Annotated in this window: 9 protein-coding genes; 5 read left to right on the forward strand and 4 right to left on the reverse strand. The window is 71.6% G+C overall.

Features of this window, described 5'->3' with window-relative positions; translation table 11 throughout:
• Window positions 1–189: 189 nt before the first annotated feature.
• A complete protein-coding gene (locus AB0F61_RS28720) occupies window positions 190–876 on the reverse strand; it encodes a hypothetical protein (RefSeq protein ID WP_357815843.1) in 687 nt (228 codons plus the stop codon).
• Between the two features lie 69 nt (window positions 877–945).
• Here AB0F61_RS28720 and AB0F61_RS28725 point away from each other — a divergent pair, with 69 nt between their 5' ends.
• Genes AB0F61_RS28725 through AB0F61_RS28735 form a run of 3 tightly spaced genes read left to right on the forward strand, consistent with a single transcriptional unit; the run spans window position 946 to window position 5,314 of the window.
• Window positions 946–3,564, forward strand: a complete 2,619-nt coding sequence (locus AB0F61_RS28725; RefSeq protein WP_357815846.1) for a valine--tRNA ligase — start codon at window positions 946–948, stop codon at window positions 3,562–3,564.
• Window positions 3,561–4,895, forward strand: coding sequence for a folylpolyglutamate synthase/dihydrofolate synthase family protein (locus AB0F61_RS28730; protein ID WP_357815848.1), 1,335 nt, complete (start codon window positions 3,561–3,563; stop codon window positions 4,893–4,895). Before AB0F61_RS28725 ends, AB0F61_RS28730 begins: the two co-directional genes overlap by 4 nt.
• A complete protein-coding gene (locus AB0F61_RS28735) occupies window positions 4,892–5,314 on the forward strand; it encodes a DUF4233 domain-containing protein (protein ID WP_357815850.1) in 423 nt (140 codons plus the stop codon). Before AB0F61_RS28730 ends, AB0F61_RS28735 begins: the two co-directional genes overlap by 4 nt.
• A 20-nt stretch (window positions 5,315–5,334) precedes the next feature.
• Here the strand turns inward: AB0F61_RS28735 and AB0F61_RS28740 are convergent, their stop codons facing one another.
• The gene (locus AB0F61_RS28740; protein ID WP_357815852.1) at window positions 5,335–6,726 is read right to left on the reverse strand and encodes a VOC family protein; all 1,392 of its coding nucleotides are present in this window, start codon (window positions 6,724–6,726) and stop codon (window positions 5,335–5,337) included.
• Window positions 6,727–6,867: 141 nt separating this feature from the next.
• Here AB0F61_RS28740 and ndk point away from each other — a divergent pair, with 141 nt between their 5' ends.
• Window positions 6,868–7,293, forward strand: a complete 426-nt coding sequence (gene ndk, locus AB0F61_RS28745) for a nucleoside-diphosphate kinase (RefSeq protein ID WP_355030911.1) — start codon at window positions 6,868–6,870, stop codon at window positions 7,291–7,293.
• A gap of 37 nt (window positions 7,294–7,330) precedes the next feature.
• Here ndk and sigJ read toward each other — a convergent pair whose 3' ends face one another.
• Both sigJ and AB0F61_RS28755 read right to left on the reverse strand, forming a co-directional pair.
• Window positions 7,331–8,206: an RNA polymerase sigma factor SigJ gene (gene sigJ, locus AB0F61_RS28750; protein WP_357815855.1), complete on the reverse strand. Its 876-nt coding sequence runs from the start codon at window positions 8,204–8,206 to the stop codon at window positions 7,331–7,333.
• Entirely contained in the window at window positions 8,203–8,646 is a 444-nt protein-coding gene (locus tag AB0F61_RS28755; protein WP_234586820.1) for a carboxymuconolactone decarboxylase family protein, read from the reverse strand. The genes sigJ and AB0F61_RS28755 overlap by 4 nt, the downstream gene beginning before the upstream one ends.
• Window positions 8,647–8,845: 199 nt before the next feature.
• On the opposite strand from AB0F61_RS28755, the gene AB0F61_RS28760 reads away from it, so the two are divergent.
• Window positions 8,846–10,396: an alkaline phosphatase D family protein gene (locus tag AB0F61_RS28760; RefSeq protein WP_357815859.1), complete on the forward strand. Its 1,551-nt coding sequence runs from the start codon at window positions 8,846–8,848 to the stop codon at window positions 10,394–10,396.
• Window positions 10,397–10,411: the final 15 nt, after the last annotated feature.

The following is a 10,411-nucleotide window of genomic DNA, read 5'->3' on the forward strand; positions in this document are numbered from 1 at the left end:
ACAATCTTTCAGAAAGGGCCACCCCGCATAGGGGTGGCCCTTTCTGCGTTACCCCCCGAATGGTCGACTCGGAATCACCGAAACCGCGGTATCCGCGGCCGGTCGACACCCCGGTATCAGGAAAACCGAGTCGATCATCGAGATCTGGGCGGGCAGTCCTGGCGTGGTCCGGGTGGTCGCGGCGGAGCGTCAGCCCCGGGTCTGCATGCCGTTGCGGAGGTTACGCAGCAGGCCACCAGCGTCGCTGACCGACCGTCCCGGGAACATCGCCATCACCACGCTGCCGTGGTCGGCCCACCCGCAGACCGCGAAATCGCCACCCTCCCCGCTTGTGCTGCCGCACTTCAGCACGCCGCCCAGGTCGCCGGCGGGCATCTCGCGTAGGCCGGTCACCGCACCGGTCTCGTCGGACATGAGGCGGAACAGGCTCTCCAGGTCCCGCTCGGGCTGCCATAGCAAGGTGGTCCCGCCGAAGATGAGCACGGAGCGCTTGTCGTCGGCCGGGTCGCGGTAGACAGTGCCGAAGCTGCGGTCCAACTCGATGTCCGCGGCCAGGCCGCTGCGCAGGTAGTCCGCTGTGCTCTTCGCCCGTTCGCTGTCGTCCCGGGTCAGGCCGGCCACCTGCGGGGGCGAGGTGAGCTCGGTGTCCTTCTGCTGCGCCACCCGCCACCCGGCGGCACCCAGCACCCCGGCGCCCGCCAGGCCGACCACCAGCGCGACCGTCCAAGCGATCTTGCGCCGTCTCGACCAGCCGCCCGAGTCTTCGTCGGGGTCGCCCCCGGAGTCCCGGGTGCTCAGCTGGATCGGTTCTTCGGTCAGCTCGACCGGCTCGCGGCCGCCGCCGAGCGACCGCTCGGTGAGATGTGCGTCGGACATAGCCGACACCGTACGCGAACCACAGGTGGCGCACGTCAGGTCCGCGGAAGCCCTCCGTAGACTTGTCAGGTGACCGAGAGACTGGATGCCCGACGCCCCGACGCCCCGACCCTTGCCGGCCAGTACCAGCCCGGCGAGGTAGAGCAGCGACGGTACGAGCAGTGGGTAGCCGCCGGCCACTTCCGGGCCTCGGCCGACAGCGACAAGCCCCCGTTCGCCATCGTCATCCCACCGCCGAACGTCACCGGCTCGCTGCACATGGGCCACGCGTTCGAGCACACGCTGATGGACGCGTTGACCAGGCGTAAGCGGATGCAGGGCTTCGAGGCGCTGTGGCTGCCCGGCATGGACCACGCCGGCATCGCCACCCAGAACCTGGTGGAGCGTCAGCTCGCCGCCGAGGGCCTGTCCCGGCACGACCTCGGGCGGGAGAAGTTCGTCGAGCGGGTCTGGCAGTGGAAGGCCGAGTCCGGCGGGGCGATCCTGGGGCAGATGCGGCGCCTCGGCGACTCCGTCGACTGGGACCGCGAGCGCTTCACCATGGACGAGGGGCTGACCCGCGCCGTCCAGACGATCTTCAAGAAGCTCTTCGACGAGGGCCTCATCTACCGGGCCAACCGGATCATCAACTGGTGCCCGCGCTGTCTGACCGCGCTCTCCGACATCGAGGTCGAGCACACCGACGACGACGGTGAGCTGATCTCCATCCGGTACAGCGACGAGGTCGTGGTGGCCACCACCCGGGCCGAGACGATGCTTGGCGACACCGCCGTGGCGGTGCACCCGGACGACGAGCGCTACCAGCACCTGATCGGCACCGAGGTCGAGCTGCCGCTGACCGGCCGCCGCATCCCGATCGTCGCCGACGCGCACGTCGACCCGTCGTTCGGCACCGGCATGGTCAAGGTGACCCCGGCGCACGACCCCAACGACTTCGAGATCGGCCAGCGCCACGACCTGCCGGCGCTCACCGTCATGGACGAGCGTGGCGTGATCACCGTGCCCGGCCCGTTCGAGGGGCTGGACCGGTTCGAGGCGCGGCCCGCGATCGTGGCGGCGTTGCGTGAGCAGGGTCGGATCGTCGCCGAGAAGCGGCCGTACGTGCACGCGGTCGGGCACTGCTCGCGGTGCAAGACGACAGTCGAGCCGCGGCTGTCGTTGCAGTGGTTCGTCAACACCGGCCCGCTGGCCCAGGCCGCCGGCGACGCGGTGCGCGACGGTCGGGTCCGCATCGAACCGGCCGAGCTGGCCAAGCGCTACTTCGCCTGGGTCGACAACATGCACGACTGGTGCATCTCCCGCCAGCTCTGGTGGGGGCACCGGATCCCGGTCTGGTACGGCCCGCAGGGCGAGATCGTCTGCGTCGGCCCGGACGAGCAGCCGCCCACCGGCGACGGCTGGCGGCAGGACGAGGACGTGCTCGACACCTGGTTCTCCAGCGCGCTCTGGCCGTTCTCCACGCTCGGCTGGCCGGAGCAGACCCCTGACCTGTCCAAGTTCTACCCGACAAGCGTCCTGGTCACCGGCTACGACATCCTGTTCTTCTGGGTCGCCCGGATGATGATGTTCGGCCTGTACGCGATGGACGGCAAGCAGCCGTTCGACGTGGTGGCCCTGCACGGCATGGTCCGCGACGAGCACGGCAAGAAGATGTCGAAGTCGTTCGGCAACGTCGTCGACCCGCTGGACTGGATCGACAGGTTCGGTGCCGATGCCACCCGGTTCACCCTGGCCCGGGGCGCCAACCCCGGGCAGGACGTGCCGGTCAGCGAGGAGTGGTGCCAGGGCTCCCGCAACTTCTGCAACAAGCTCTGGAACGCCACCCGGTTCGCCCTGATGAACGGTGCGCACACCACCGGCGATCTGCCGCCCGCCGAGCGGCTCTCCACCGTCGACCGGTGGATCCTGTCCCGGTTGGCGCACGTCACCGCGGAGGTCGACGAGCAGTTCGAGGCGTACGAGTTCGCCAAGGTGTGTGACCTGCTCTACCACTTCGCCTGGGACGACGTCTGCGACTGGTACGTGGAGCTGAGCAAGCCGGTGCTCGCCGAGGGCGGTGAGCGGGCCGAGGTCAGCCGCCGGGTGCTCGGGCACGTGCTGGACCAGTTGCTGCGGCTGCTGCACCCTGTCATCCCGTTCGTCACCGAGGAGCTGTGGATCGCGCTGACCGGTGGCGAGACGGTGCAGACCGTCGCCTGGCCGGTGGCCGACCGGTCGCTTGTCGACGACGCCGCCGAGGCCGAGCTGGCAGGTGTGCAGCGCGTGGTCACCGAGATCCGGCGGTTCCGCTCCGATCAGGGGCTGCGCCCGACCCAGCGGGTGGCCGCCCGGTTGGACGGGCTGGCCGGGGCGGGCATCGACGCGCACGAGCCGCTGATCCGCTCCCTGGTCCGGCTCGACCCGGCCGGGGACGACTTCCAGGCCAGCGCCACGCTGGCCATGCCCGGCGCGGTCGGTGTCGCGTTGGACACCCGGGGGTCGATCGACGTGGCCGCCGAGCGGGCCCGGTTGACGAAGGACCGCGCGGCGGCCGAGAAGGAGGTCGCGCAGGCTCGGGCGAAGCTCGACAACCCTGCCTTCATCGGCAAGGCCCCCGAGCCGGTGGTCGCGAAGATCCGCGACCGGCTCGCCACCGCCGAGGCCGACCTGGTCCGGATCGACGCTGCTCTGGAGACGCTTCCCTCGTGACAGACCGTACCGATTTCGCCGCCGTCGAGGCCGAGCTGAACGCCCGTGGCTTCACCCGCATGGTGTTCGAGCTGGACCGGATCGAGTCGCTGCTCGACCTGCTCGGCAGTCCGCAGCGGGCGTACCCGGCGATCCACCTGACCGGCACCAACGGCAAGACCTCCACCGCGCGGATGATCGACTCGCTGCTGCGGGCGCACGGGCTGCACACCGGCCGGTACACCAGCCCGCACCTGGAGACCGTCCGGGAGCGGATCAGCCTGGATGGGGAGCCGGTCAGCGAGGAGCGGTTCACTTCGGTGTACCGGGAGATCAAACCGCTGGCCGAGCTGGTGGACGCGCGGTCGGACGAGCCGCTCACGTACTTCGACATGACGACCGCGTTGGCGTTCGCCACGTTCGCCGACGCGCCGGTCGACATCGCGGTGGTCGAGGTGGGGCTCGGCGGCGCCGAGGACGCCACGAACGTCATCCAGGCCGGGGTCTGTGTGATCACCCCGATCGGACTTGACCACACCGAGTGGCTCGGCGACACGCTCCAGGACATCGCGCTGGCCAAGGCCGGCATCATCCACCCGGGGGCGACCGTGATCTCGGCGGCGCAGGAGGAGGAGGCCGCTGGTCCCCTGCTCGATCGCTGCGCCGAGGTCGGGGCCACCATCGCCCGGGAGGGCGCCGAGTTCGGAGTGGTGAGCCGGGCGGTAGCGGTCGGCGGTCAGGTGCTCAGCCTCCAAGGGCTGGGTGGCGTGTACGACGACGTGTTCATCCCGCTGCACGGCGCCCACCAGGCGCAGAACGCGGCGGTGGCGCTCGCCGCCGTCGAGGCGTTCCTGGGTGCGGGGGCTCGGCGGCAACTGGACATCGAGGCGGTCCGGGAGGGCTTCGCCTCGACCAGCTCCCCGGGTCGGCTGGAGCGGGTCCGCAACGCCCCGACCATCCTGCTCGACGGCGCGCACAACCCGCACGGCATGAAGGCCACCGTCACCGCGCTCCAGGAGGAGTTCGCGTTCAGCAAGCTGGTGGCGGTGGTCGGCGTGCTCGCCGACAAGGACGCGGAGACCATGTTGGAGCTGCTGGAGCCAGTGGTCGACCAGGTGGTGGTCACCCGCAACAGCTCGCCACGGGCGATGCCGACCGAGGAACTCGCCGCGCTCGCCGCCGAGATCTTCGGCGAGGAGCGGGTGGACTCGGCGGAGGAGATGCCGGACGCCATCGAGCTGGCGGTCGCGCTGGCCGAGGAGGACGTCCCCGGCGAGCTCAGCGGGGTCGGGGTGCTGGTCACCGGGTCGGTGGTGACGGTCGCCGACGCTCGCCGGCTGCTGAAGCGATGACCGACCCGGAGCGGGACCCCCGCACCACCGGTGACCCGGCTGATCGGCCCGCGCCGGAGGAGCCCGTCGCCGGGCAGCCGCGACGCTCCGGGTTGCGCGACCCGGAGCGGGCGGTCCGCGGTCTGGGCGCTGGCACGCTCAGCCTGGAGGCGCTTGTGCTGCTGCTGGCGATCCAGCCGATCCGAGTGGTCGGCGGTGATCTGAGCGGTGCCGCCATCGGTGCCGTGGTGGCACTGGCGGTGGCCGCCATCGTGGTCGCCGGCATGATGCGCCGCCCCTGGGCGTGGCACGCCGGCACTGTGCTCCAGGGCCTGCTGATGCTCGGCGGCCTGCTGCACTGGTCGCTGCTCGCCCTGGGCATCATCTTCGCCCTGGTCTGGGCGTACGCGCTGCACGTACGTCGGGTCATCCTCGGCTGACGCCGGACCGGTCCCCGGGGTCAGGCGTCGGCGCGTTCACGCCACTGGGTGAGCGCGATGCCGTGGCCGTCCGGGTCGCGGAACGCCGCCGCCCAGACCTCCAACTTCGAGCCCCGGTTGACCACCCGGGGCGCGTAGGTGAATCGGACGCCCGACCCGCGCAACCGCTCGTACGCCGCTTCGATGTCGTTGACCTCGAGGTTGACGTGCACGAGCCGACGGCTGATGGGCGCGGCCTCGGTCACCTCGCGCAGGACCAGCCGGGTCGTGCCGGAGGCGAGTACGGCGTTGCCGGCGCCCTGGTCGACCTCGGTGAAGCCGAGCACGTCTCGGTAGAAGTCGAGGGACCGGGACAGGTCGGTGACCAGCAGGGTGAGACCCACCCCGCTGATCGGCGCGGCCGGGTCCGCAGCCGCGTCCCCGGCCAACCCGAAGATCGCCTCGTCCAGTTCCGCGTCGGTCACGGTCTCGCGTGCCGCCCCGACCGACGAGGGATCGTCCAGCGGAAGGTCAAGTGGGTCCAGCGGGTCGGTCGCGCCGGGGCCGGACCGCTGCGCGGGTGGCGGGTCGGGGATCCGGTCGGGCTCCGGCCTGTCGATCCGGTCGGCGGCGGCGTCGTCGAACCGCTCCTCGGCGGGCGGACGCGGCGCGGGGGTGGCCCGCCGGGGCAGCCCGCCCTTGGCCTGCTGCTCGACGACGACACCCTCCAACACCACGGGGCCGCCCGGACTCTGGTGCATCACCACGGGCTCGCGGTCCTCGGACCTGCCGCCCGGGTCGTCCCGCACGGGCTCGGGGCGGGACGGGTCGGGGTCGAGCGGGTCACGGAACCGGTCGCCGAGTGGGTCGCCGAAGTCGTCCCGGAAGTCGTCGTCCGAGCTGCGGTCGGCCCACGGCGGGGCATCCTGCTGGATCAGCACCTCGTCCACGGCGTCGGCGTCGGCGAACTCCGGTGGGAGGTCGGCGACGGCCGCCGCGGTCTCGGCGTGGGTGGGCACCTCGTCCCAGAGGACCTTGACGTGCCGCTGGTCGTCCAAGGCGACCCGGATCGGCAGGGTCTGGCCCAGCGACGGCCACTTGGAGACCGGCACCCTCGGCTCGATGATCTTCTTGGACCGGGGCGGCAGGCCGGGCGCGTCGATCACCAGTTGCAGTTCGCAGCGGCCGAACGCGTACTGGGTGGGTGGTTCGGAGGCGCTGTGCACGTGCCCGACACCGACCACCCAGGTGCGCCCGCCGCCGCGTACGGTCGCCAGCGCGATCGCCAGCACCAGCAGGGCGACCCCGAGAGCCACGATGGCCCAACTGGTCATGCCCAGCCCGAAGAGGACGACGAAGGTGGCCACGGTGCCCAGCACCGCGCCGATCAGCTTGCGTACCGGCGCGATGGGTCGGTTCCCGCCATTCGCCACAGTGGACCTCCCGGGGTCAGGGCCAGGCTAGGCCGGATCGGCCACCGGGCGAAAGACCGGCCGCCGCGCCGGCGCCGGGACCGGGTCGCTACGCTGACCGTACCGATCCCGAGCGTTCAGCGTGCACAGGAGGAACCCAGCGTGTCCAGCAACAGTCCGGATGAGCGCAGCCTCGTTCTGATCAAGCCCGACGCGGTCCGCCGTGGCCTGGTCGGCGAGGTCCTCTCCCGCTTCGAGCGCAAGGGGCTGCGGATCGACGCGATGGTGCACCGGACGATGGACGCCGCGCTCGCCGACGAGCACTACGCCGAGCACGTCGACAAGGCGTTCTACCCGCCGCTGAAGGACTTCATGACCAGCGGTCCGCTCGTCGCGCTGGTGCTCTCGGGCGACCAGGTCATCGACGTGGTGCGGGGGCTGGTCGGGGCCACCGACGGGCGCCGGGCCGCCGCCGGCACCATCCGGGGCGACCTGTCGCTGTCCAACCGGGAGAACCTGGTGCACGCCTCCGACTCGACGGACAGCGCCAAGCGCGAGATCGCGCTCTGGTTCCCCGAGCTGGGCTGACCCGCCCCGGCCGGGGCCGGAAGGCGGCAGCGGAAATTCAGTCGACCGGCGGCACCTTCGTCGGATTGCCGACCACGTAGATCCCGGTGATCCGTCCGTCGGCCGCGGCGATGGTGAGCGTGTACCGACTGCCGTCCGCGCGCGTGATCACCACGCCGGGTTCCCCGTTGAGTTCGACCGGGTGCACTGTCATGAAACGGCCGGGGCCGTAGATCCCGGCGTAGAACCGGGCGATGCGGTCCGCGCCGGTGACCGGGTTGCGGGCGGCCCGGACCCGACCACCGCCGTCGTTCCAGGCCGTGGCGTCCGCCGCGACCAGGCCGGTGAGCGTCGCCAGGTCACCCTCGCGGGCGGCGGCGAGGAACGCGTTGAGCAGGCGTTCCCGTTCGGCCCGGCTGGCGGTGAAGCGACGCTGCTCCTGATGGATCCGGGTGGTCGCCCGGTGGTGGAGCTGGCGGCAGTCCTCCGGGGTCCGGTCCAGGATCTCGGCGATCTCGGTGTACGGCAGGTCGAAGGCGGTGTGCAGGACGTACACCGCCCGCTCCGGCGGGGTGAGCCGCTCCAGGACGTGCAGCAACGCGGTGGAGAGCGAGTCGCGCAACTCCGCGCGGTCCAACGGTCCGAACGGTGAGGGCGCGGTCGGCACCGGCTCGGGCAGCCAGGTGCCGACGTACGTCTCACGGGCCGCCTGCCGGGCCCGTAACCGGTCCAGGGCCAGCCGGGTGACCACCCGGGACAGGTACCGGCGCGGTTCCTGCACCGTCGACCGGTCCACGCCGAGCCAACGCAGGTACGCCTCCTGGAGCACGTCCTCCGCGTCGTGCCGGCTGCCGAGCAGGCGGTACGCGAGCCCGAGCAGCATCGGCCGGTGCGCCTGGAGCGCACCGGCCGCGTCTGCTGCCTCGGTCGTCACACCTGCGCCGGGGGCTCCGTGTGCGTCGTCACGGCGATCCGATTCCACACGTTGATTGTGGCAATCGCGAGGACCAGATCGGCCAGTTCCTTCTCCGACCAGACCTTCGCGGCGGCGTCCCACACCTCGTCCGACACACCGTGCTCGCCGAGCCGGGTCACCGCGTCGGTGAGCGCCAGCGCGGTTTGCTCCCGCTCGTCGAAGAACGACAGCGCCTCCCGCCAGGCGGACACCGCGAACAGCCGCCGGCTCGACTCGCCGGCGGCGAGGGCGTCCCGGCTGTGCATGTCCACGCAGTACGCGCAGCCGTTCAGCATCGACGCCCGCAGCTTGACCAGTTCCAGCACGGTGTGGTCGACGTTCGCCTGGACGTACTTCTCCAGGCCCGACACGGCCTGGTATCCCTGCGGCGCGACCTCGAAGAGCCTCATTCGTTGCATGACCAACTCCCTGTTCGATCCGACACCGTCACGACGGTCCGAGCGGGGCGTGCCGTGACAACCGCGGCGGTGACCCCGGTCACGCCCGCGGGGCGTGCCGTCCGGACAACCCCCGTTCCGCCCCTCGTCATCCTTGCCGCCGATCACGGTCATCTCCGGCCGGTAGACCGACTGGGTCAACCGATGATGCGGAGGAAGCATGACCGAGCTTGATCGACGTACTCTGCTGCGGGCCGGCCTGGTGGTCGGTGCCGGAGTCGCCGGCGGCACCCTGCTGGGCGGTGCCGGCGCGAACGCCGCCCCGGCCTGGCGCCCGGCCGCGCGCCCGGTGCTCACCCACGGGGTGCAGAGCGGTGACGTGACAGCGGACTCCGCGCTGGTCTGGACCCGGGCCGACCGGCCGGGCCGGATGCTTGTCGAGGTGAGCCGCCGGCCGGACTTCCGGGGAGCGCGGAAGCTACGCGGCCCGGTGCTCACCCCCGACGGCGACCTCACCGGCAAGGTCCGGCTGCGGGGGCTGCCGGATGCCGAGCGGCTGCACTACCGGGTCCGGGTGGAGAGCCTGGAGCGGCACGGGGTGGTGAGCGAGCCGCTGACCGGGACGTTCACCACCGCACCGGGGCGGCACCGGCGCGGCGACGTGACCTTCGTCTGGACCGGCGACATCGTCGGGCAGGGCTGGGGGATCGACCCGAACTTCGGTGGAATGTCGATCTTCCGGGCGATGCGGGCGGCCCAGCCCGACTTCTACCTGTGCAGCGGCGACACGGTGTACGCCGACGGCCCGCTCGTCGAGTCGGTGACCCTGCCGGACGGGCGGATCTGGCGCAACGTGGTGACGCCGGAGAAGAGCAAGGTCGCCGAGACGCTCACCGAGTACCGGGGGCAGTACGCGTACAACCTGATCGACGAGCACCTGCGGGCGTTCAACGCGGCGGTCCCGCAGATCAACCAGTGGGACGACCACGAGGTCCTCAACAACTGGTACCCGGGGGAGATCCTGGACGACCCGCGCTACACCGAGCGGCGGGTGGACGTGCTCGCCGCGCGGGCCCGTCAGGCGTTCGGCGAGTGGCTGCCGGTGCCGGACAACGGGCCGCTGTACCGCCGGATCTCGCACGGGCCACTGCTTGACGTGTTCGTGCTGGACATGCGGACCCACAAGGACCCGAACGACGGCAACACGTACGCCGACCCGAAGCGCGGACTGCTCGGCCGCGAGCAGCGCGAGTGGCTGATCCGGGAGTTGAAGCGGTCCACGGCGACCTGGAAGGTGATCGCCAACGACCTGCCGATCGGGGTGGTGGTGCCGGACGGTCCGACCGCGCAGGAGGGTGTCGCGCAGGGTGACCCGGGCGCACCGGCCGGGCGGGAGCTGGAGTTCGCCGAGGTGCTGCGGGCCACCCACCGGGCCGGGGTGACAGGCATGGTGTTCCTCACCGCCGACGTGCACTACTCGGCCGCGCACCACTACGACCCGTCCCGGGCGGCGGTCGGCGACTTCACCCCGTTCTGGGAGTTCGTCTCCGGCCCGGCGCACGCCGGGGCGTTCGGCCCGAACGCGCTGGACGGCACGTTCGGCCCGCGGGCGGCCTTCGTGCACGCCCCGCCGGCGGCCAACACCTCGCCGGCGGAGGGTTTCCAGCACTTCGGTGAGGTGTCCATCGACGGCGAGTCGGGCGCCCTGACGGTCCACCTCCGTGACCGCGACGGCGCCTCCCTCTGGAACACCACCCTCCCCGCTCCCTGACCCGACTGCGCTGAT

This window comes from Micromonospora sp. NPDC023888, from assembly GCF_040639415.1.
Lineage (GTDB): Bacteria > Actinomycetota > Actinomycetes > Mycobacteriales > Micromonosporaceae > Micromonospora.